This window comes from Paenibacillus sp. S28, assembly GCF_016624415.1.
GTDB classification, from domain to species: Bacteria; Bacillota; Bacilli; order Paenibacillales; family Paenibacillaceae; genus Paenibacillus_AQ; species Paenibacillus_AQ favisporus.
On sequence record NZ_JACVTM010000002.1, the window covers coordinates 341,022 to 363,340 of the forward strand.

Here is a 22,319-nt window from a genome sequence, read left to right on the forward strand (position 1 = left end):
GCTTATCCCCTTCGCCAGTTGAAGGGGATAAGAGGCATTTTATGGAGAGTATCCTATGCCTAACGCCCAAATTCCTGTTTTAAAAGAAGACAAGCCTAAAAGAAAAGCCAGCAAACGTATTATTTGGATCCTGCTGCTGCTATTTATCGTGATCCTATCCGTTCTGTTCTTTCGTTCGACGATGAGCCAGGTCACGGAGGTTCATTTCAAAGGCAATACATTTACGACTAAGGACGAGCTACTGAAGGCCAGCGGTCTGCAGGTTGGCAGCCAGTTCTTCGGCGTATCTCCGTCCAAGGTGGAGAGCAGCCTGCTCAAGGTGAAATCGATCCAAAAGGCGACGGTGGACAAGCAGTTTCCGGGCGTCATTAACGTTACGATCGAGGAGTATCCTACCGTTGCATACGAGCTTGCCGCGGAGGGGGATCTGCAGGCGATCCTTTCCAGCGGTGCGACGGTGTCGGTGAACAACACCGGAATCGCGGTGGAGAAGCCGATCCTGACGAAGTGGAATGCCTCCGATCCGAACAAAGCCGCGCTCTGCAAGGTGCTGGGGCAAATTCCGAATGAACTGACCTCCGACATCTCGGAGATCATCCCGTCGCCGACGGAGTCCTTCCCGGACCGGATCAAGCTGTACACCCGCTCACGGTTTGAGGTCATTACGGCCATCTCGCTATTAAAAGACAAGGTCGAATATCTTAACCAAGTCATAGAGACGGAAGAGCCGGGTATCATCACAATGCTGGAGGCTGATTCCTACGTTCCTTTCGAGCCTTCCGGCGCGGAAAACGGCGACCAAAATGCCACTACTCATGAATAGTAAAAAATGCTACAATTAAAATTACGGACAAGTATGAAATCTCCCTCTTTTTTCTTCTGATTTTGAAGAGATTCGTAACAAAGATTGGCAATTGAAAAATTTGTAGAAAAAAGAGGGAAAGAATCATGTATGTTGAATATGTAAAGTTGAGTGTCTTTTTACGCAGTTATTTTATAAAAACAGGAGGTGCCACGGTTGAGCAACAATGACATCATTGTTAGTTTGGACATCGGTACATCCAAAGTTCGTGCTATTATTGGGGAAGTTAATAATGGAACCTTTAATATTATTGGAGTTGGATCTGCCGACTCGGAAGGAATTCGCAAGGGTGCAATCGTAGATATTGACCAGACTGTACAATCCATCCGCAGTGCCGTTGACCACGCGGAGCGTATGGTCGGTATTCAAATATCGGAGGTCTATGTCGGCATTTCGGGGAATACTATCGGACTTCAATCAAGCCACGGTGTTGTGGCGGTATCGAATGAGGATCGGGAAATCGGCGAGGAAGACATCGAACGCGTGCTTAAGGCCGCTGAAGTTGTCGCTCTACCGCCGGACCGGGAGATTATTGATGTAGTTGCCAAACAATATGTTGTAGACGGGCTGGAGGGAATTCATGACCCGCGCGGCATGATCGGTGTCCGCTTGGAAGTGGAGGCCATCATTATTACCGGCGCTAAGACAGCCATACATAATCTTTTGCGCTGTGTGGAGAAGGCAGGACTCAAGATCAAGGATTTGGTCCTGATGTCTTTGGGAGCGGGCCAGCTGGCTTTGTCCAAGGATGAGAAGACGATGGGATCCGTTCTGGTTGACATCGGTGCAGGCTCAACTACGATTGCCGTGTTTGAAGCGGGAACGATCGCAGCGACATCCTCATTGCCGATCGGCGGGGAATTCGTAACCAACGATATCGCTTACGGGTTGCGGACGCTGACCGACCAGGCCGAGAAAGTGAAACTGAAATACGGCTGTGCGTTAATGGCCGATGCCGCTCCGGACGTCACCTTCAAGGTGGTCCGCATCGGAAGCAACGTGGAGAAGGAGTTTACCCAAGAGGACTTGGCGGCTATCGTCGAGCCCCGGGTACAGGAAATTTTCCACCTGATCCGCGAAGAAGTGAAGCGGCTTGGTTACAGCGAGCTGCCTGGAGGTTATATTCTTACAGGCGGAACTGTTTCCATGCCTGGTGTGCTTCAGGTGGCACAGGGCGAGCTGGCGGCTTCGGTCCGAATCGCCGTGCCTGATTATATCGGGGTCCGAGATCCCGGCTATACGAGCGGTGTGGGGGTACTGCATAACGTGATCCGCAACATTCGCGTGCGCAGCACCAACAACACGGCGAGTGCCAATACCAGCAATGTGAAGAAAACAGTGAACCGACCGAAAGCGAATCCTGCTACCAACTCGGAGTCAGCCCAAAATCCGGGTATTATCGAACGGTTGAAGAAAATGTTCAGCGAATTCATCTAAGCAGGTTTTCCATATAACGTGGACGGGCCATCCATGCACAATGAGGGGGAGATGGGGAAATATGTTGGAATTTGATTTTGAAATGGAGAGCTTGGCTCAAATTAAAGTGATCGGTGTGGGCGGCGGCGGCAGCAACGCTGTAAACCGGATGATCGAGAATGGCGTGCAAGGCGTAGAATTCATTACGGTGAACACAGACGCCCAAGCATTGCATATGGCCAAATCGGAACACAAACTGCAAATCGGGGACAAACTGACCCGCGGATTGGGCGCAGGTGCAAATCCGGAGGTCGGCAAGAAAGCAGCCGAAGAATCCCGCGATTTGATTATGAATACGCTGAAGGGTGCAGACATGGTCTTCGTTACTGCGGGGATGGGCGGAGGTACCGGAACGGGTGCCGCTCCTGTCATCGCGGAAATCGCCAAGGAATGCGGCGCACTGACGGTCGGTGTGGTCACACGGCCGTTTACATTTGAAGGACGCAAGCGTTCCACCCAGGCTGTGCTCGGTATTGAAGCCTTAAAGGAAAAAGTCGATACACTTATCGTTATTCCGAATGATCGGCTATTAGAAATCGTTGATAAAAAAACACCGATGATGGAGGCATTCCGCGAGGCGGACAACGTGCTGCGTCAAGCGGTACAGGGCATTTCGGACTTGATCAAGGTGCCCGGCCTGATCAACCTTGACTTCGCCGACGTCAAAACGATCATGACCGAACGCGGTTCGGCTTTGATGGGGATCGGCATAGCGACAGGCGAAAACCGTGCAGCCGAAGCTGCACGTAAAGCGATTATGAGCCCGCTGCTCGAAACTTCGATCGAAGGCGCACTCGGTGTCATCATGAACATTACGGGAGGCGCGAATTTGTCGCTGTATGAAGTCAATGAAGCGGCGGAAATCGTTACTTCGGCATCGGATCCGGAGGTCAATATGATCTTCGGCGCAATTATTGAAGAGAGCATGAAGGATGAAATCAAAGTAACGGTCATCGCGACTGGATTTGAAAACCGTCCTGTGCAGCAGCCTCAGGTGCGCAAGCAGGGAGCACCAGCGCCGTCGGAACCTGCGGAATCGCGCAGCAACAACACGAACAATCTGCGTCCGTTCGGGAACCAGACAAGCAGCGATCAATTGGACATTCCAACGTTCCTGCGGAATCGTTCCCGTCAGAACAATAACGACTAAGGATGGCATTCCATCCGTCAAACACCCGCATTTCTTCGGAAATGCGGGTGTTTTTTTGTAAAAACGGGAATCCGTTTGAAACGAAGCGGCATTGTACGAAAAAACTTTTGTGTCAGCGCGCTCGGTCGTTTCTGTCATCCGTGCGAATATTTGAAGGCGTTCCTCTTTGCAGAGTTCATCATATGTCATTAAGGCCGGATGTAATACTTATAACAATTTGATGATAGATATGGGAGTGTCGAATCCCATGCCAACTGCGGCTTACGCTTCTTTTTCCCCGAAACTTCCTCTATAAAAGAACGGAACTCGACAAAAAAAGTTCAGGAGTCCCTTCCAATTTTAGACAGACTTTGAACCGTATTGTTTTTATACTAATCACATCTCCCAAAAATGCTTAAGAGAATATCGGCGGTACCCGTGTACGCGTTATGGATCCAATCATTCCATAAACATGAAAGGCGTCAGGCAGGTGATAAGCACTGGTTGTGTATATTGATTTGATATTCATCACGAATCTGCTGATCGACGGTGCACTGCTCTGGCTTACAGCCTGGATGCGGAAGCTGAAGCCCCCGTGGTGGAGATTGATTGTGGCGGCTGTGGTGGGTGCCCTGTATGTCGTCATGATGTTTGTGCCGCAGCTCTCGTTTATGTATACCTTTTTGGTCAAGCTGGGTTTATCCCTGCTGATGTTATGGATAACCTTCGGTTTTGGAAGTCTTCAAAACTATATCCGGAATATGGGGGCTTTTTATATTATCAATTTTGCGGTAGCCGGGGGGATAATCGGGATACATTATTTGCTGCAAAATTCGGGAGAAATTTTTAACGGGATTTGGTTCACGGCTTCCGGCGGCATGTCGTTTGAGCTGAAGATCGGGTTCTGGTTTACCTTCATCGGGGTGTTTGGCATGCTGCTGTGGTTCAAATTGGTTCACTCGACCCGGAAGCAGCTGGAAAGCCGTTCCGTATTTATGGGCGAGGTCGCCGTCGAGATCGGCGGTCACCGGGTGACCTGCAGAGGGCTGCTGGATACGGGCAATCAGCTGAGCGATCCGCTGACGAGAACGCCGGTGATGGTCATGGAAGCTTCGCTGTGGGCGGACCGCCTGCCTTCGGGATGGTGCGAAAGGCTGGCCGATGGAGAGCCGGACAAACTGGTGATGGAGCTGGAACATATGGATTTTGCGTGGCAGGACCGGCTTCGTCTCGTTCCCTATCGGGGGGTGAACCGCAGCGCCTCGTTCATGCTGGCCATCAAGCCGGACGCCGTTGAGGTTCGGATCGGCGACGGCGTCCATCGTTCCAGCAAGGTGCTGATCGGCCTGGACGGCGGGCAGCTGTCGGGCGACCGATCGTATCAGGCCATTATCCATCCGAAGCTGGTTGAGGATGATGCCCAGAGTCCAGCAGCCGAGCCATTGGAAACGGCGGGTAACCTTTGATCGCAGGGGAAGGTCGAAGACCGTTTTCCTGCGGAAGACCAATGCTTATGCTTACGATGAGAGTTTTCCTGCGGAAAACTAGTGGCTTATGCTTACGAAGATCGTTTTCCTACGGAAAACTAATGCTTATGCTTACGATGAGAGTTTTCCTGCGGAAAACTTATAGGAGGATCAATTATGCGTGTGAAATGGAGATTGGTGGCGCAGCTGCAGTACTACAGATTCCTGTTTCTCTTAGGACTCAAAAGCGAAGAAATCTATTACATAGGCGGCAGCGAGGCTCTCCCTCCTCCCCTGACACGCGAAGAGGAAGAATATTTGCTCCAGCGGCTGTCCACCGGGGATGCGGCCATCCGGGCGATGCTGATCGAACGCAACCTGCGGCTCGTCGTGTACATCGCGCGCAAGTTCGAGAATACGGGCATCAACATCGAGGACCTGGTGTCCATCGGAGCGATCGGTCTGATTAAGGCGGTCAACACGTTTGACCCGGAGAAAAAAATCAAGCTGGCCACGTATGCCTCCCGCTGCATCGAAAACGAAATTTTGATGTATCTGCGGCGGAACAGCAAAATCCGGAGCGAGGTATCCTTCGATGAGCCGCTCAATATCGATTGGGACGGAAACGAGCTGCTGCTTTCCGATGTGCTCGGAACCGAAAATGATACGATTTACCGGAACATTGAGGAGCAGGTTGACCGCAAGCTTTTGCACAAGGCGCTCGACAAGCTGACCGACCGGGAGCGAACCATTATGGAGCTGCGTTTCGGCCTTCAAGACGGGGAGGAAAAGACGCAAAAGGACGTGGCGGATATGCTCGGCATTTCCCAATCCTACATTTCCCGACTTGAAAAACGCATCATCAAGCGGCTACGCAAGGAGTTCAACAAAATGGTCTAGGCAAAATTTTTATCAGGAATAAAATGACCCTCCAGGGAGATAATGTACATTAGTTTCTCCTTGGGAGGTATATCATCATGACCCGAAACAAAGTCGAGATCTGCGGTGTGGATACTTCGAAGCTGCCCGTCCTGACCAATGTGGAAATGCGGGAGCTGTTCCATGACTTACAGCAAAACAACGAACGTACAGCCAGAGAAAAGCTGGTGAACGGCAACCTGAGACTGGTGCTCAGCGTCATCCAGCGATTCAACAATCGGGGGGAGTTTGTCGACGATTTGTTTCAGGTGGGCTGTATCGGACTAATGAAAGCCATTGATAATTTTGATTTGTCTCAAAATGTGAAATTCTCAACCTATGCGGTGCCGATGATCATCGGGGAAATTCGCAGGTATTTGCGGGACAACAACCCGATCCGGGTATCCCGATCGCTGCGGGATATTGCGTACAAAGCGCTGCAGGTTCGTGATTCCTTAACGAATCAAAACTCAAGGGAACCGACGATTTTCGAAATTTCGGAAGTGCTGAACGTCCCCAAAGAGGACGTCGTCTTCGCACTGGATGCCATCCAGGACCCCGTGTCGCTGTTCGAACCGATCTACCATGACGGCGGCGACCCGATCTACGTGATGGACCAGATCAGCGACGACAAAAACAAGGACGTCTCCTGGATCGAGGAGATCGCGCTGCGTGAAGCGATGCAGAGACTGGGACAGCGGGAAAAAATGATTTTGTCCATGCGCTTCTTCGAAGGCAAAACCCAGATGGAGGTCGCCGACGAAATCGGCATTTCCCAAGCCCAAGTATCACGTCTTGAAAAATCGGCCATCCAGCAAATGCAAAAGCACGTGAAATCGTGAATAGATGAAGTGAAGCAAGGCGGTCCGCGCTACGGGCCGTCTTTTTTTTATGGATGAGATGATCACCTGCTGCTCAGCTTCTGCCATGGGTCGTCAACTTAAAGTTTCGAGAAACCGTACACAAAGCCCCTTCAAACCAACGCGGAGAGGCTGAGTATTGCGGAGGATTTCGCTTCAAAACATGGGCATTTTGCCCGGCGCCGGCATATATTAATCATATATATTGAACGAGTCTGATGAATAGACTGCTAAAGGAGAGGAACATGTGAATCCAGAACGTTGGGCGGTGGACAGAAACATGAAAATATCCGATTTTCAAACGAAAGATGTCATCAACATCGTGGACGGCAAAAGGCTAGGACAGATCAGCGATCTGGAGCTCGACCTTCGCCAGGGGCGGATCGAAGCGATCGTTGTCCCAAGCTACAGCAAGTTCAGGGGGCTGTTCGGAGGCGGCAGCGACCTGATCATTCCTTGGAGCAATATCGTCAAAATCGGATCGGATGTCGTCCTCGTCAAGATGGAGGAGCTGCGGACGCTCCAGGACGAGAAGGACGCCGCCTCCTACAGAGAGAGAACGGAGCAGGCGGACCGCCGCGGCTACCGGGATGTGTAAGGAAAGGACTGCCTTGTCAAACCAACCATTTTGGTTTTATGCAAGCCGCGTCCATGTGGTACACTGGAGGTTGAGGTGATTGAAATTGGAACCGTTCAAGTTAAAAGAGGGCGATTCGCGCCCTTCGTTATTTATGCTGGAGCCGTGGGTTCGTGAATGGAACGGCATCAGCGCCGGATTTACCGGACGGCATGGCGGCGCGGGAAGCGCGCCTTACGATACGCTTAACACCGCCTTTCATGTGGGAGACCAGCCGGAGACGGTGGTAGCCAACCGCTTGAAGGTTGCGGAAGAGCTGGGCTTTACGCTGGATGACTGGACGTGCGGGGAGCAGGTTCACCGGGCGGACATCGCGGTGGTGACGAACGAAGACCGAGGACACGGCAGCCGGAACAGAGAATCGGGATTTCAGGATACGGACGGGCTTCTGACGAACGTGCCCGGTGTGCTGCTGACGTCATTTTATGCGGACTGCGTACCGCTATATTTTTACGATCCCGTTCACCAGGCTGTCGGACTGGCCCATGCCGGCTGGAAAGGGACTGTGGCCCGGATCGCCGCGGCTATGGTGGAGAAGATGGGGCAGGCTTATGGCAGCCGGCCTGAGGAGATACGCGCCGCAATCGGTCCGTCCATCGGCTCCTGCTGTTACGAGGTTGATGACAAAGTGATGAGTCATGTGCACGATTTGGCAAGTCATTTCCTGGGTAATGAACAGTACTCCCCTGCCGATTTTTACATTGCCAAACCCGACGGCAAAAGCATGCTGAACTTGAAAGAATTAAATCGACAGATTATGATGAAAGCAGGAATATTGCCGACTCATATCGAATGTACATCATGGTGTACGAGCTGTCGCAACGATTTGTTCTTTTCCTACAGAAAAGACGGCGGAACGACAGGGCGTATGGCGAGTTGGATCGGGCTTAGAGAAGGGGTGAATCTTCCTTGACATTGGAAGAACGGATAAGAGAAGTCAACACGCGCATCGAGGAAGCCTGCCTTCGCAGCGAAAGATCCAGGGAAGACGTCAATGTGATCGCTGTAACCAAGTACGTGTCGACATCCATGACAGAAAGAGTACTGGACAGCGGTTTGACGCATATCGGCGAAAATCGCTGGCAGAACGCCGAGGAGAAATGGAATGCGCTTGGTTCCCGCGGGACCTGGCATTTTATTGGACATCTGCAGACCAACAAAGTCAAAGACGTGGCAGGCAAATTCGAATATATACATTCGCTGGACCGGCTTTCATTAGCCAAAGAACTGGAGAAGGTGGCGTCAGCCCGGAATCTGGAAATTAAAACCTTTGTTCAGGTTAACATTTCTGGAGAAGATACCAAATACGGTTTGGAGCCGGAGCAGGCCGTCCCTTTTTTGAAAGAACTTCATCAATTTCCTCATATCAAGGTCGCCGGCTTGATGACCATGGCCCCCTTTGAAGGGGAGGCGGAGGATACCCGGCCCGTTTTTCGCGGGCTGCGGGAGCTAAGAGACGACATAAACCGGCAGGCAATTACGCGAGAGCCATTAATCGATCTTTCCATGGGAATGTCCAACGATTTCGAAGTGGCCATTGAAGAGGGAGCCACCTGGATCCGTTTGGGCTCGATTCTAGTAGGTAAACAGGAAGGGGAATGATGAGCGTGATGAACAAGTTTATGTCTTTTTTGGGATTACAAGAGCAGGAGGAAGTCGTAGAACGGGAGCAGCTGCCGGTGGAGGAAGAAGAAGTTGAAACCCCGAGCATTGAGTCACGTAGAAATACTAGAACCAACAATGTGGTCAGCATTCACTCCCAGAAAAATGTAAAAGTCATTTTGCATGAGCCGCATTCGTATGACGAAGCACAGGCCATTGCCGACCATCTGCGCGCGCACCGCACGGTGGTTGTCAATCTGCAGCGGGTCCGTTCGGATCAGGCGCTCCGCATTATCGATTTTCTCAGTGGGACGGTTTATGCCCTGAACGGCGGTATTTCCAAGATCGGCCATAACATCTTTTTGTGCACACCGGATACGGTCGAGATTCAGGGTGCCATTTCGGAATTATTATCCGAGGAACATGATTACAACAGAATGAGGTGAGCCAAGTTTGGCCCAAAACATTGATACGATTTTAACACTGCTCTTTAACATCTACTTCTACATGATCATCATCTATGTTCTCATGTCATGGCTTCCGAACATTCGCGAGAGCTTTATCGGTGAGCTGCTCGGCAAGCTCGTGGAGCCATACCTGTCCCCTTTCCGCAAAATTATCCCGCCAATCTTCGGCATGCTGGATATTTCCCCGATCGTCGCTCTGTTCGTGCTCCAGTTCGCTATGCAGGGATTGCGGTTCATTATTTTTTCACTGTTGTTTTAGGTGACTGAGATGAAATTAGACATCTATGATCACTTTCACCCGGATGAACGCGAGTTTGTGGATCGGGCATGGGAATGGGTCGTTCACGCCGGGGAATATCACGAAGTCAAGCTTACCGATTTTTTGGACCCGCGGCAGGCTTTTATTTTGCAGTCGCTGGTGAACCGACACCCCGACGTTCAGGTGCGCCTGGACGGCGGATATGAGGGAGCGGAACGCTGCCGGGCGCTGGTGGCTCCCGATTACCGGGATTTAAGCCAAGAGGACATGGGACTCAAGGTGCTTAGCATCTACTCCGGGGATCAGAAATTTTTGTCGCTGGAGCATGGCGATTACATGGGCTCCATTCTGGGACTCGGCGTAAAACGAAGCAAAATCGGGGATATCCATGTCCTTGAGGATGGATGCCATACCGTGGTTTGCGAAGAGATCTGTACGTTTCTCGACATGAACTTAACACAGGTGCACCGGATTCACGTGCTGCGCGAAATTTTGCCGATCGAACAACTGCGGACAAGCCAAATCAATCTGGAGCTGCAGGATATTACGGTCGCTTCTTTGCGTTTAGATGGAATTGCTTCTGATGCCTACCGCATCAGCCGGACCAAAGTGGTCGTTCCCATCCGTGCCGGCCGCTGCCGCGTCAATTGGAAAGTCGTCGAGGATCCTTCCTATCTGCTTAAAGAAGGGGACCTCGTCTCGATGCAGGGGTTCGGGCGGTTTAAAGTGATCGAGGCGGGCGGCATGACGAAAAAAGGACGCCAGCGCGTAAAAATAGGGAAATTTGTGTAGACCTACAGCAGGAATTGTCTTTTTGCTGTCGAAATGAATTATTCAAGAATATTAACGATATCGTAACTTTTGACCGATACATTTGGGTGAGGCCCATCAGGACCGCTCGTCGACAGGGAAACCTGAACATTTTAGGAGGTGCGCATCAATGCCATTAACACCACTGGATATACATAACAAAGAGTTTGCCCGCCGAATCCGGGGTTATGACGAAGATGAAGTGAACGAGTTTCTCGACCAAGTCATTAAGGATTATGAGAGCGTGATCCGCGAGAACAAGGAACTTCAGGGTCAGCTGGCCTCATTGCAGGAAAGACTTGACCATTTCGTGAACATCGAGGAGACGCTGTCCAAGACCATCATCGTTGCGCAGGAAGCTGCGGATGAGGTGAAGAACAACGCGAAGAAGGAAGCGCAGCTCATCATCAAGGAATCGGAGAAGAATGCTGACCGCATCATTAACGAATCCTTGTCGAAGGCCCGCAAGATCGCGATGGAAGTCGAAGAGCTGAAGAAGCAGGCCTCGATTTACCGTACCCGTTTCCGGACGCTGGTGGAAGCCCAGCTCGAGCTGCTCAGCCAGGATGGATGGGAAGCGCTGGAAACCCGGGAGACACGCGAAGCGAACGAAGTATACTAGGCTTCTGCTTGGTTGACTTTTGCGGGAAAAAGGAATATAAATATATTCATATCGGTTTTTTTGCAAGTGATTGGGTTAGACTTGAAACGAAATATGAATTCGATGACGGGATAAGTAAGCTTGGGATTTGTTCCCCAGAGAGTTGGCATATGCTGAAAGCCAATGTTCAGACCGAAGCCGAAGATCCTCCCTGAGAAGTGAAGCTGAAACGCAGGTTTGCGTGCGTAAGCCGAACCGGGCCGCCGAACGTTATATCGGCTCCATGCCGGAAGCTTGGCATGGACTGAGGAGTCATTCTTTGATCAATGTGCTTGACCTTGCGGTTCAAGGACGATTGTTGAAAGAATGGAATTAGGGTGGTCACGCGAGCAGAAGCCTCGTCCCTTAGGGGATGAGGCTTATTTGTTTTGTTTCGGATCCCCCTAAATCCCCCTTATCCTAAGGGGGACCCCAGAGGGTTCTACCCTCTGGACACCCGAAAGTCTCCGAGGATGGAACTAGTTTGGAGTTTTGATGCGACGGTAGGCTCGGTCCCCGGTTCCTCTCCGGCTGCCCCCTTTGGGGGACCGCCTTCGGAACCTCTCATGCGAGATGGGTCTTACGCGGCTTCGCGCCGCTCGACCTGCGGCACATGCGCAGGCTGTGTGCCGGGCTGAGGGAGATCATTTGGTGTACTGAGTGGTGATCAGGCTGGAAATTGGAGGAGCGTTTCTTAATTAGTAACTAGGTAACAACAACGTCAAGCGTGCCCATCTTCACTTTGCGGGGCAAAGGAAGATGGGCGGCAAGCGGGGATACGCTCAAGCACAACTAAGTCCGTATCAAATGATGCGCCACGGAGGTTTCCGGGTGTCCAGAGGGCAGCGCCCTCGGGGTCCCTCTTACGAAGAGGGATTTAGGGAGATGGGAAATCTTTTAAAGATTACGAAAGGTTGGATAATCATGCATAAGGTCGATGTCAAAGAAAAAGCGCGCACGAGAGATCAGCGCATCCTGAAAAAATGGAATGAAGAAGGCACCTTCAAAAAATCCATCGAAAACCGTTCGGGCAAGCCGAACTTCGTATTTTTCGAAGGTCCGCCGACAGCCAACGGGGCTCCGCATATCGGGCACGTGCTGGGACGCGTGATCAAGGATTTTGTGCCGCGTTACAAAACGATGAAGGGCTACCGCGTCGTGCGTAAAGCCGGCTGGGACACCCACGGTCTGCCGGTGGAGCTCGGCGTAGAGAAGCAGCTCGGCATCTCCGGCAAGCAGGATATCGAGAAATACGGCGTGGAAGAGTTTGTGAAGAAATGTAAGGACAGCGTGTTCGAGTACGAGAAGCAGTGGAGAGAGCTGACCGAAGCGATCGGGTACTGGACGGATCTGGACCATCCGTACATCACGCTGGAGAACAATTACATCGAGAGCGTATGGAACATCCTGTCCACGATTCACGGCAAAGGGCTGCTGTACCGCGGACATCGCGTCAGCCCGTACTGCCCTTGCTGCCAGACGACGCTCAGCTCCCACGAAGTGGCGCAGGGCTACGAAGACGTCAAGGATTTGAGCGCTACGGCCAAATTCAAGCTGCATGACAGCGGCGATTATGTGCTGGCCTGGACGACCACGCCTTGGACGCTGCCGTCCCACGTGGCGCTGGCCATGAACCCGGATATGGAATATGCCCGCGTCCAGCAGGAAGACGGCGTCTACATCGTCGCCAAAAACCTGGTTGAAGACGTGATGAAAGGCGACTATACGGTTTTGTCCACACACAAAGGCTCCGAATTTGTCGGCCAGAGCTACACGCCGCCGTTTACTTATTTCAAGCCGGAAAAAGGCAACATCATCGTCGGCGCATCCTTTGTTACGGATTCGAGTGGCACGGGGATCGTGCATATGGCGCCGGCCCACGGGGAAGACGACTACAAAACCTGCCGGGAAAACGGCATCAGCTTCATAAGCGTAGTGAACGCCCAAGGACGCTATACCGATGAGGTTACCGACTTCGCCGGACGCTTCGTGAAAGATTGCGATCTGGACATCGTGAAGATGATGTCGGAAAAAGGAACTTTGTACAGCAAGGAAAAATATGAGCACAGCTATCCGTTCTGCTGGCGCTGTAAGTCTCCGCTCCTCTATTATGCGATGGAGAGCTGGTTTATCGAAACGACGGCCGTCAAGGATCAGCTGATCGCCAACAACAATGGCGTTACCTGGTATCCGGGCCATGTCCGTGAAGGACGCTTCGGCAAGTTCCTGGAAGAGCTGGTGGATTGGAATATCAGCCGTAACCGCTATTGGGGCACGCCGCTGAACGTTTGGGTCTGCGAATCGTGTAAAGGTGAGTTTTCGCCGCACAGCTTTGCGGAGCTGAAAGCCCAGGCAGTCGGCGAAATCAGTGACGATTTGGAGCTGCATAAGCCTTACGTCGATGAGGTCAAAGTGCGCTGTCCGCATTGCGAAGGCGGCGTGATGGAACGGACGTCCGAAGTGATCGACGTTTGGTTCGACAGCGGCTCGATGCCGTTCGCGCAGCACCATTATCCGTTTGAGAACGTGGACATGTTCGAGGAGCAGTTCCCGGCGGATATGATCTGCGAAGGGATCGATCAGACCCGCGGCTGGTTCTACAGCCTGCTGGCCGTATCGACTCTGTTCAAAGGCGTTGCGCCTTACAAATCGGTCATCGCCACGGGGCATATCCTGGACGAAAACGGCCAAAAAATGTCCAAATCGAAGGGCAACGTCATCGACCCTTGGGATATCATCAACGAATACGGCACCGACGCGTTCCGCTGGGCGCTCCTTTCGGACAGCGCACCTTGGAACAGCAAACGCTTCTCCAAAGGCATCGTCGGAGAAGCCAAATCCAAAGTGATCGACACGCTGGTCAACACGCACGCGTTCCTAACGCTGTATGCGAACATCGACGGCTACAACCCGGCGGAGCATCCGTACCAGCCGTCGGAAAACAAGCTGGACCGCTGGATCCTGTCCCGTCTGAACAGCCTGATCCTGCTGGTGGACAAAGCACTGGAAAGCAACGACTTCCTCAACTCGGCCAAAGCCATCGAAGGATTCGTCGACGAGCTGAGCAACTGGTACATCCGTCGTTCGCGCGACCGCTTCTGGGGTAGTGGACTCGGAGAAGATAAACTGGCCGCTTACGGCACGCTCACGCATGTGCTGGTCACGCTGGCCCAATTGATGGCGCCGTACACGCCGCTGCTGTCGGAAGATATCTACACGAACCTGACCGGCGGGGAAAGCGTTCATCTGACCGATTATCCGGTTGCCGACGAAACTCTAATCGACAAGGCGCTCGAGGAAGATATGGAAACCGCCCGCCAGATCGTTGAGCTCGCCCGCAACGTGCGGAACGAAACGGGGATCAAGACCCGCCAGCCGTTGTCCGAGCTGATTGTGTCGCTGGACCGCGATTTTGATGTGGCCGGATACGAGGAGATCGTCAAGGAAGAAATCAACGTGAAGAACATCGTCGTGGAGACGAGCGACAGCGGATTCGTCGACTTTACGCTGAAGATGAACCTGAAGGTGGCGGGCAAGAAATACGGTAAAAATATCGGGTTCCTGCAAGGCTTCCTGAAAGCGATGAGTCCGGAGGATACGCGGAACGTCGTCAATAACGGCAGCCTGAACGTCACTTCGCCGGATGGTGATGAGCTTCAGATTACGGCTGACGAGCTGCTCGTCGAGAAGCAGGCCAAAGCCGGATTTGCATCGGCTTCGGGCTATGGCATCACCGTCGCCCTCAATACGGAAATCACGCCTGAACTGGAACAGGAAGGCTGGGTCCGCGAAGTGGTGCGTGCCGTACAGGACTACCGCAAAAAGCTCGACCTGCCGATCGAAAAACGCGTTACGCTGGTCCTTGATGCGGATGAAGAATTGACGGCTGCGATCCAGGCGTTTGAGCATGTGCTCCGGGAAAACGTGCTGGTGAACGAGCTTGCGTTTGGCCAAGAAGCCGAAATGGAGCGCGTTGATCTCGCCGGCAAAACGCTGGGTATCCGCATTGCCGGATAACCTGCCCTTTCACCGCCATTGAATGGCAATCGCCGCTTTGGCGCATAATAGCACAACAAACGAACAAACGAGCCTTCTGGCCCGTGCGGAAATGGAAGACCATTTTCGCGCCGGCTTCGGCTCGTTTGTTGTTCATCGGAACGTGGATACCGCGCTGATCCGAGAGGAGACTGCAGAGATGGCGAATAAGAAGAGCATCATTCCCGAATCGGAAGAAGAGAAGCTGAACGTCGTGTACCGCTTGACCGTGCGGATTGCCGAAGAATTGGAGCAGGCCCGGATTGCGGAATATACTCAGCTTCTCCACAGGCCCTTCCGGTTGATTATGTTAAACCTGCTGTCCGGTGCGGCGCGCGGCGTCGGGGTCGCCATTGGATTCACCTTTTTTGCGGCGACGATTATTTATGTGCTGCAGGGGCTGGGAGCGCTCAATCTTCCGATTATCGGAGATTATATTGCCGATATCGTCCGGATCGTCCAGCGCCAGCTTGAGCTGAAGACGTATTAAATAAACCCTTCGTCCTCTTCGCCGAGCTGGTCCATGCTGACACCTTCGCCTTGGTCCATATATTTTCGGTACTCTTGGTTACGGACAAATTCGATCGGGTTTCCGTAAATATCGGTGGCGACAAAAGCCTCATACGGCTCAACGCAGCCCTCCAGCTCGTCGGATGCTTCGATTTCAATCTCGTTGTAGCTGTGAACCTCCCGGCCTGTCGGGTAGTTGGAGGTGCCGAAATTTTCAACGATCTGCCACGCGTCTTCGCCGTCGAAACCGTTCTGGTCATCGCGCTCGTCCAAGCTCGTCCGGCCGAAGGGAGGCATTAAAAATTCCTCTTCGACAGGTCGGTAATTCTCTACATGCACTTTAGGTGAATGCTCTTTGCAAAAGGACGTCGTCGGAACGGCTTCCAACCGCTCGTACGGGATCGGCTTGCCGCATTCCTCACAGACGCCATAGGTTCCCTGCTGGAATCGGTCCAGCGCCATTTCAATACGGTCCATGTGGTGATCGTCATGGTCTTGAAGAGTTAAATCGACTTCCCTGGCGTAAAGCTCAGTGGCGACATCGGCGGGGTGGTTGTCGATGTTCGACAGCTCTCCGGTCTGGTCGCGCATAGATTCTTCCAGGCCGTAATGCTCGTTGCTGTCATCCTTTTGGCGGATGGATTCCTGCTGTTCCTTGAGCATATTGTGCAAATGATCCAGCTGTGATTGTGTGAGATGCTGCATGATCAAGCCCCTTTCCGCTTTGGATCAACAAAACGATAAAGACGATTTCTTTTCATATCTAGAATGTGCGGATTAAGCCTGTTTTACAGTAGGAAATTGTTTTCGCCATTCCCCGTTTATGGACGGTTTCCGGCGCCCTATGCTACAATAAACAAGTCTTTACATGACGTGAAAGGCTGTGTCCGAGCGGACGGGCCTAATGAATAAGAACGGAGTGACAAATGGCTGTGGTGTACTACTTAATCGCTTTAATCGTGTTTTTGGTGGATCAGGGCGCCAAGTATTTAATTGCCACCAGATTGGAATTAGCAGAGGAAATTCCGGTGATTGGCAACTTTTTTCTGATTACCTCCCACCGGAACACGGGTGCAGCCTTCGGTATTCTTCCCAACCAGCGCTGGTTTTTTATCGTGATTACCATCGTCGTGGTGGTGGCGATTATCTGGTATATGAACCGGGTGAGAAAATCGTCTTCGCGCAAGCTGCTTCCGGTAGCGCTTAGCCTCGTCCTGGGCGGGGCGATCGGCAACTTTCTCGACCGTGCGCTGAACGGCGAAGTGGTGGACTTTTTACAATTCAATTTCGGCAGCTATACGTTTCCGATTTTTAATGTGGCCGACTCCTGCATCGTGATCGGGGTTGCGCTCATTATACTGGATTCGCTGATGGACATGAACCGAACCGAATCGAACAACAAGAGCAATGAAGGGAATGAACCGGTTTGATCGAAGAACAAACATCCGGAGCGGGGGAAAACCCGGAGAGTGCGGATATCAGGGAGTGGTTCGTTGACCCTGTCCATGCCAAAGAACGCATCGATAAATATATTACGGAATCCTGGGAGGAGGACATTTCCCGGTCCCAGGTCCAGCTCTGGATCAGCGCAGGCCACGTGCTTGTGAACGGTCAGCCGGTCAAAGCCAATTATAAGCTGGCGGCGGGCGACCGCTTGGAAGTGACCGTTCCGGAGCCGTCCGCCGTCGAGATCGTACCGGAGGACATTCCACTGAATGTCGCTTTCGAGGACAAGGATGTCATCGTGGTCAACAAGCCGCGGGGGATGGTCGTTCATCCTGCGCCCGGGCATGCCTCGGGGACTCTGGTGAATGCGCTGATGTACCACTGTAAGGATTTGTCCGGTATTAACGGGGAGCTGCGCCCAGGTATCGTTCACCGGATCGATAAGGACACTTCCGGCTTGATCATGGCCGCAAAGAACGATATGGCCCACGCCTCTTTGGCCGCCCAGCTCAAAGACCACAGCGTGACCCGGCGCTATTATGCCCTGGTCCACGGCAATGTCAGCCATGATCAAGGAACGATAGACGCTCCTATCGGGCGCGATTCGGTCGACCGCAAAATGTACATCGTGACGGAAAGAAACAGCAAGCACGCCGTTACCCATTTTACGGTCAAGGAGCGCTTTGGCGATTATACCCTGCTGGAGCTTCAGCTCGAAACCGGGCGGACCCACCAGATCCGGGTGCACATGAAGTTCATCGGCCATCCGCTCGTCGGGGATCCGGTGTACGGACGGAGCAAAGGGATCAAAATGAACGGACAAGCGCTGCACGCCGGCGTGCTTGGGTTTATCCATCCGGCAAGCGGCGAATATATGGAGTTTTCAGCGCCGATTCCCGGCGATATGGAGGATCTGCTGACATCGCTGCGCAGCCGTTGAAAGTACAAATCATACGATAATTAGTCCATGGCATTCCGCCATGGATTCCTTCATATTTAGGGGTGTAGAAATTGAAGTAGGAGATGAAAGAATACATGAGTATCGAACAGTACCAGCAAACGTACATTCAGAACAGCTTTGCGGACCGGATCGGCGGTTCCAATTATGGTAAAGACACAGCCATCTATAAATTCGAAAAAATTAAGCGGGCCAAAGCCCAGGCCAAAAAAGACTTCCCGGACGTGGAACTGATCGACCTTGGCGTAGGCGAACCGGATGAAATGGCTGACGCCGGCATTGTAGCCAAGCTTGCGGAAGAAGCGGCCAAGCCGGAGAACCGCGGCTATGCAGATAACGGAATTCCTGAATTCAAGGAAGCGGCGGCCAAATACTTGAAGGAAGTCTTCAACGTGGACGGCATCGACCCGCAGACAGAAGTGCTCCACTCCATCGGCTCCAAGCCGGCCCTGGCGATGCTTCCATCGGTGTTCATCAACCCTGGCGACGTGACCATCATCACCGTGCCTGGTTATCCCGTTCTGGGAACCCACACGAAATACCTCGGCGGGGAAGTATACACCGTTGAGCTGAAGAAGGAAAACAACTTCCTCCCGGACCTGAAGAGCATTCCGGAAGACATCGCTCAGCGCGCCAAGCTGATCTACCTGAACTATCCGAACAACCCGACGGGCGCAAGCGCCACGGTCGAGTTCTTCACCGAAGTGGTGGAATGGGCAAAGAAGTACGACATCGTCGTCGTTCATGACGCTCCTTACGCAGCCCTGACTTATGACGGACTGAAGCCGCTGAGCTTCCTGTCGATTCCAGGTGCGAAGGACGTAGGTGTCGAGCTGCACTCGCTGTCCAAATCCTACAACATGACCGGCTGGCGGATCGGCTTTATCGCCGGTAACCCGCTCGTCGTGAAAGCCTTCGGCGACGTGAAGGACAACAATGACTCCGGCCAGTTTATTGCCATCCAGAAAGCAGCCGCTTACGGTCTCGCCCATCCGGAAATTACGGAGAAAATTGCGGAGAAATATTCCCGCCGCCACGATATGCTGGTAGCCGTGCTGAACGAGCTGGGCTTCCAGGCCGAGAAACCGAAAGGCTCCTTCTTCCTCTATGTGGAAGCGCCTAAGGGCATTAAAGGCGGGGTCCGCTTCAATTCCGGCGAGGACTTCTCCCAGTTCTTAATCCGCGAGAAGCTAATCTCCACCGTGCCTTGGGATGATGCCGGCAGCTTTGTCCGTTTCTCCGTCACTTTCGAAGCGAAGGGCCAAGAAGACGAGAAGCGCGTCATTGCCGAAATTAAACGCCGCCTGAGCGACGTGGAATTCGAATTTTAATTCAATGTGCAGCAAGATCCGTCCCTGACATGCAGGGCGGATCTTTTTTTTGGCCGCAGCGTTATATCACCTGATGCAGCCCGATAAAGATGAGAATAAGGCCGGCAAGGACACTGGCGCTTTTGCCCAGGCGTTCCCCGGCGATTTTTCGGCCGATGAGAGAGCAGAGACCCACGCTGGCAAAGCTGAAGATACCGGACAAAATCGACGTTTCCCAGATGCCGATATGGGTGATCCCGGCGTCGAAGCCGCCCGCCAGATTGTTGACCGACAGCGCGATGCCGAGGACGACCGATTCTTTGAAATCGACCGATTTGGATGCGTTGAAGTCGGCGGTTTCGGGATTTTGCAGGATTCGGGTCAACCAGATCCGCCGATCCGAATGCCGGGCCAATTGCTCCTGCAGCAGCGGCTGAATGATGACCCAAGTACCGATCGACACGAGGATGACCATGCCGACAATATTGCACACAGAAGGCGGCAGCCAGGCGGACAGCACTTTTCCCGATATCCCGCCGATCCAGGTCAGCATAAATCCGATAAACGCGATGACGGTACCCGCCAATGCCGGTATTTTTATATTTCTTACACCATAAGCCACGCCGACGCCCGCATTATCGAGATTGGCGGCAAGCGCGATGGAAATCGCCGGAATCCAAACAGCCAGATCCATGATGTCAGCTCCTTTAATTGAAGTAATACATCATATGGGGCCGTTGAGAAAAAGTGACGGGGATGGGCTTATTTGTTGAGATATCGTCAACAGGATTCGGCAGCGAGCAATGGCTGTTGACTTAACGAAACGCATCCATTTTCAAGGCAGGAAGGGAGTGCAGCTTATGGTCACGGGGCCGGAAGATTCGATGTCCCACGAGAAATTGGCAGATATCATCAAGGGGGCACTTAAAAAGCAATCGCTCTCCATGCGCGGCCTCAGCGCGTTGACGGGCATGGATACCGCAACAATATCAAGAATTGTCAACGGAAAACAGAAGGCGAGGCTGGAGCATTTGCAGCATTTCGCGGTCCACCTGGGCATACCGATGGAGGCTTTGTTATCGGCAGCGGGGTATCCGCTTGACGGCAATACACAGCTAAAGGATGCAGATCATCCAGGGGCTGCCGATGCTGGCTCCAATGAGCAGGAATTGCTGCGCGTGCTTGACGGGCTGGGCCTTGATGTCAGGGACATGGCAGAGAGGGTCCGGAAGGAGCTTGTGAAGTACGAGGAATACGCGGAAACCCGGGAAGGGAGCGAGCTGATTACCGATCGGTTTCCGGAGAAGCTTGAGCAGCTGCAGAGCGCCGGGTTCTATATTCAGCAGCTAAAAGATTTGTACGCCCGCTATCATGAACCGGATGTTCCCGCCAATATGAAGACGGTGATCGGCAGCGCGCTGCTCTATTTTGTATTGTCCGCAGACATTATCCCGGATTACAGTTTTCCGCTCGGGTATATCGATGATGCGCTGGCAGTGCGGCTGGTGCTGGAGCGGCTGAAGGAACTGGAAACAAGCCCATGATTTTTGCGGCCAAACATGGTAAAGTGGACATAGCAATAAGGGCGCTTGCTTTTGAGAGCAAGGCCTGGAGTGGGAGTTGAGCAGCTCTGTTTAAACATTGGAAATGGGATTCGTATGTCGAACATTTGGGCGAATTGCGCAAGCGCCTGTTCTGGATTTTGGGCGCGTTTTTGGTGTCAATGATCGCGGCGCTGTTCGTGGTGGGCGACGTGCTTCACTTCTTGAGGGGCAGGCCGCCGGCCTCGCTGGTCGAATGGAACGCGTTCAGCCCGTGGGAGGGCGTTCGCATGTATATGTACATTGCCGCAGCCCTGTCGCTGGTTGTAGCGGTACCTTTTACGATGCTGCAAATTTGGGCTTTTGCCAAAAAGGGACTGCGCAAGAGCGAGCAGAAAGCGGCGCTAAAGTATGTGCCAGCTGCGTTCGTACTGCTGCTTGTCGGGTTTGCTTTTGCCTATTTTGTCGTATTCCCGATGGCGTTTCGCTTTACGACGAGTATGACCAAAAACTTGGGATTGGTGGAGACGTACGGCATTGCGCAGTACTTTACGTTTCTGACCAACATCGTGGTTCCGGTGTCGCTTGCCTTTGAGCTGCCGGTGCTGGTGATGCTGCTGACAAGGCTGCGTGTCATCAACCCGGGACTGCTGGGGAAAATGCGTAAAGTCTCGTACATGGTGCTGGTCTTCATCGCGTGCATGATTTCTCCGCCGGAGTTTTTTTCGCATATTTCGGTGTCGGTACCGTTTATTCTGCTGTACGAAATCAGCGTATTGATGTCCAAGCTGGTATACCGCAAGCAAATGCAGACGGATGCGGGGACCAAGGACCGGATGAATTATGGATCTGCCTAATGCAGGTTCGACCTTGGGTGATGAAGTGTACTGAAATCAAGTGGAGAAGCTGGTTTATAAATTGGTTTAAGGGAGGACGATTTACGTTATGCTAAGCGATATCGGTTTGCCGGGTTTCATATTGCTGGCCGTGCTTGCGCTGCTATTATTCGGACCGAACAAGCTGCCTGGACTAGGCCGCTCGGCCGGACGCATGCTGCGGGAATTTAAAAACGAAATGAGCGACATTATGGGCGACTCGCCGCGCCAGAAGCGCAGCTCCGCCCAGGAGCCCGTAACGGAACAGGGGCAGCAGCCTCAGGCGGTTCGGACGGAATCCGCCGCATCCCCGCGTTTGCCGGAATAAAATTCCACGGATCGGGAAGGCTAAGCTCGGTTGACAGCAGACGTTCAGTCTGTCATAATCATCTTTAGTTGAATAGCACCTTTAAATCAGTCCCGTGAGACTGGCAAGGTAACGTGAACCGAGGTTCACTTCGCGGCAGCATACTGTCTGCTTTAAGCCGCCCAGCGAATCTCTATGTCTATCAGCGTAT

23 protein-coding genes are annotated in these 22,319 nt (G+C 52.7%); 21 read left to right on the plus strand and 2 right to left on the minus strand.

The window, feature by feature from the left end; genetic code table 11:
* Positions 1–55: 55 nt before the first annotated feature.
* The 15 genes from IAE55_RS05910 (at position 56) to IAE55_RS05980 (ending at position 15,651) form a co-directional block, all read left to right on the plus strand.
* A complete protein-coding gene (locus IAE55_RS05910; RefSeq protein WP_145947497.1) occupies positions 56–823 on the plus strand; it encodes a cell division protein FtsQ/DivIB in 768 nt (255 codons plus the stop codon).
* Between the two features lie 195 nt (positions 824–1,018).
* Positions 1,019–2,299 carry a cell division protein FtsA gene (gene ftsA, locus IAE55_RS05915; protein WP_076169857.1) on the plus strand — a complete coding sequence of 427 codons (1,281 nt, stop codon included), beginning with the start codon at positions 1,019–1,021 and terminating at the stop codon, positions 2,297–2,299.
* Positions 2,300–2,360: 61 nt separating this feature from the next.
* Complete coding sequence (gene ftsZ, locus IAE55_RS05920; RefSeq protein ID WP_105444534.1) at positions 2,361–3,488, plus strand: cell division protein FtsZ; 1,128 nt, start codon at positions 2,361–2,363, stop codon at positions 3,486–3,488.
* 479 nt (positions 3,489–3,967) lie between these two features.
* Complete coding sequence (spoIIGA, locus tag IAE55_RS05925) at positions 3,968–4,933, plus strand: sigma-E processing peptidase SpoIIGA (RefSeq protein ID WP_200631696.1); 966 nt, start codon at positions 3,968–3,970, stop codon at positions 4,931–4,933.
* 177 nt (positions 4,934–5,110) lie between these two features.
* Positions 5,111–5,833, plus strand: a complete 723-nt coding sequence (gene sigE / locus IAE55_RS05930; RefSeq protein ID WP_076169860.1) for an RNA polymerase sporulation sigma factor SigE — start codon at positions 5,111–5,113, stop codon at positions 5,831–5,833.
* 77 nt (positions 5,834–5,910) lie between these two features.
* Complete coding sequence (gene sigG, locus IAE55_RS05935; RefSeq protein WP_076169861.1) at positions 5,911–6,693, plus strand: RNA polymerase sporulation sigma factor SigG; 783 nt, start codon at positions 5,911–5,913, stop codon at positions 6,691–6,693.
* Between the two features lie 298 nt (positions 6,694–6,991).
* Positions 6,992–7,309, plus strand: a complete 318-nt coding sequence (locus IAE55_RS05940; RefSeq protein WP_116231581.1) for a YlmC/YmxH family sporulation protein — start codon at positions 6,992–6,994, stop codon at positions 7,307–7,309.
* Positions 7,310–7,394: 85 nt separating this feature from the next.
* Positions 7,395–8,261: a peptidoglycan editing factor PgeF gene (pgeF, locus tag IAE55_RS05945; RefSeq protein WP_442793325.1), complete on the plus strand. Its 867-nt coding sequence runs from the start codon at positions 7,395–7,397 to the stop codon at positions 8,259–8,261.
* The gene (locus IAE55_RS05950; protein WP_200631389.1) at positions 8,258–8,950 is read left to right on the plus strand and encodes a YggS family pyridoxal phosphate-dependent enzyme; all 693 of its coding nucleotides are present in this window, start codon (positions 8,258–8,260) and stop codon (positions 8,948–8,950) included. Before pgeF ends, IAE55_RS05950 begins: the two co-directional genes overlap by 4 nt.
* On the plus strand, positions 8,950–9,396 hold the full coding sequence (locus IAE55_RS05955) for a cell division protein SepF (RefSeq protein WP_105444536.1): 447 nt from the start codon (positions 8,950–8,952) through the stop codon (positions 9,394–9,396). The genes IAE55_RS05950 and IAE55_RS05955 overlap by 1 nt, the downstream gene beginning before the upstream one ends.
* A gap of 7 nt (positions 9,397–9,403) precedes the next feature.
* Positions 9,404–9,676, plus strand: a complete 273-nt coding sequence (locus IAE55_RS05960; protein ID WP_076169864.1) for a YggT family protein — start codon at positions 9,404–9,406, stop codon at positions 9,674–9,676.
* Between the two features lie 9 nt (positions 9,677–9,685).
* Complete coding sequence (locus IAE55_RS05965) at positions 9,686–10,468, plus strand: YlmH family RNA-binding protein (protein ID WP_200631391.1); 783 nt, start codon at positions 9,686–9,688, stop codon at positions 10,466–10,468.
* Positions 10,469–10,616: 148 nt separating this feature from the next.
* Positions 10,617–11,108 (plus strand): DivIVA domain-containing protein, encoded by a 492-nt coding sequence (locus IAE55_RS05970; RefSeq protein WP_076169866.1) that lies wholly within the window; start codon positions 10,617–10,619, stop codon positions 11,106–11,108.
* Between the two features lie 942 nt (positions 11,109–12,050).
* Positions 12,051–15,143 carry an isoleucine--tRNA ligase gene (ileS, locus tag IAE55_RS05975; protein WP_145158186.1) on the plus strand — a complete coding sequence of 1,031 codons (3,093 nt, stop codon included), beginning with the start codon at positions 12,051–12,053 and terminating at the stop codon, positions 15,141–15,143.
* Positions 15,144–15,321: 178 nt separating this feature from the next.
* Positions 15,322–15,651, plus strand: coding sequence for a DUF5665 domain-containing protein (locus tag IAE55_RS05980; protein WP_105444719.1), 330 nt, complete (start codon positions 15,322–15,324; stop codon positions 15,649–15,651).
* Here the strand turns inward: IAE55_RS05980 and IAE55_RS05985 are convergent.
* Entirely contained in the window at positions 15,648–16,376 is a 729-nt protein-coding gene (locus IAE55_RS05985) for a TraR/DksA C4-type zinc finger protein (RefSeq protein WP_145158189.1), read from the minus strand. The two genes, IAE55_RS05980 and IAE55_RS05985, sit on opposite strands and share 4 nt — an antisense overlap.
* A 227-nt stretch (positions 16,377–16,603) precedes the next feature.
* On the opposite strand from IAE55_RS05985, the gene lspA reads away from it, so the two are divergent.
* The 3 genes from lspA to IAE55_RS06000 all read left to right on the plus strand — a co-directional run bounded on the left by lspA (position 16,604) and on the right by IAE55_RS06000 (position 19,406).
* On the plus strand, positions 16,604–17,101 hold the full coding sequence (lspA, locus tag IAE55_RS05990) for a signal peptidase II (RefSeq protein WP_076170153.1): 498 nt from the start codon (positions 16,604–16,606) through the stop codon (positions 17,099–17,101).
* A gap of 47 nt (positions 17,102–17,148) precedes the next feature.
* Entirely contained in the window at positions 17,149–18,057 is a 909-nt protein-coding gene (locus tag IAE55_RS05995) for an RluA family pseudouridine synthase (RefSeq protein ID WP_325168616.1), read from the plus strand.
* 95 nt (positions 18,058–18,152) lie between these two features.
* Positions 18,153–19,406: an LL-diaminopimelate aminotransferase gene (locus tag IAE55_RS06000; protein ID WP_145158195.1), complete on the plus strand. Its 1,254-nt coding sequence runs from the start codon at positions 18,153–18,155 to the stop codon at positions 19,404–19,406.
* Positions 19,407–19,467: 61 nt separating this feature from the next.
* Here the strand turns inward: IAE55_RS06000 and ytaF are convergent, their stop codons facing one another.
* Positions 19,468–20,079 carry a sporulation membrane protein YtaF gene (gene ytaF, locus IAE55_RS06005; RefSeq protein ID WP_145158199.1) on the minus strand — a complete coding sequence of 204 codons (612 nt, stop codon included), beginning with the start codon at positions 20,077–20,079 and terminating at the stop codon, positions 19,468–19,470.
* 166 nt (positions 20,080–20,245) lie between these two features.
* Here ytaF and IAE55_RS06010 point away from each other — a divergent pair, with 166 nt between their 5' ends.
* The 3 genes from IAE55_RS06010 to IAE55_RS06020 all read left to right on the plus strand — a co-directional run bounded on the left by IAE55_RS06010 (position 20,246) and on the right by IAE55_RS06020 (position 22,129).
* Complete coding sequence (locus IAE55_RS06010; protein WP_234489324.1) at positions 20,246–20,929, plus strand: DUF1232 domain-containing protein; 684 nt, start codon at positions 20,246–20,248, stop codon at positions 20,927–20,929.
* A gap of 125 nt (positions 20,930–21,054) precedes the next feature.
* Positions 21,055–21,783 (plus strand): twin-arginine translocase subunit TatC, encoded by a 729-nt coding sequence (tatC, locus tag IAE55_RS06015; RefSeq protein ID WP_234489325.1) that lies wholly within the window; start codon positions 21,055–21,057, stop codon positions 21,781–21,783.
* Between the two features lie 88 nt (positions 21,784–21,871).
* On the plus strand, positions 21,872–22,129 hold the full coding sequence (locus IAE55_RS06020; protein ID WP_116229552.1) for a twin-arginine translocase TatA/TatE family subunit: 258 nt from the start codon (positions 21,872–21,874) through the stop codon (positions 22,127–22,129).
* Positions 22,130–22,319 lie beyond the last annotated feature (190 nt).